The 259-nt window shown below is 34.0% G+C and carries 1 protein-coding gene; it reads left to right on the top strand.

Annotated elements, in window-relative coordinates:
* Positions 1-40: 40 nt before the first annotated feature.
* Positions 41-259 (top strand): thioredoxin domain-containing protein (locus FE392_RS23345; protein ID WP_319932048.1); only part of this gene is annotated, 219 nt, incomplete at its 3' end.

The raw sequence follows: 259 nt of genomic DNA, 5'->3' as shown, positions 1-259 counted from the left end.
CAATGCTGTATACAGAATATGAATTTAAAGAGGAATGTATATGAAATCAAATAAACTCATGGCTCTTGGTATAGTTTTTTCTATCGCAGTATTGATTGTAATTGGAACAATTGCGTATAGCATCATAAATGACAAAAAAGATAAAGGGAATGAGATGTTTGCTTATTCTACGCAACAATCTTTAGGTAAAGATGATGCTCCGGTTAAGGTAGTTGAATTTGGAGACTTCAAATGCCCAGCATGTCGTACTTGGGATGTA

Origin of the sequence: Xenorhabdus santafensis, from assembly GCF_033949405.1 — a bacterium.
Classification (GTDB): Bacteria; Pseudomonadota; Gammaproteobacteria; order Enterobacterales; family Enterobacteriaceae; genus Xenorhabdus; species Xenorhabdus santafensis.
This window is presented reverse-complemented; position numbering and strand designations above follow the sequence as displayed.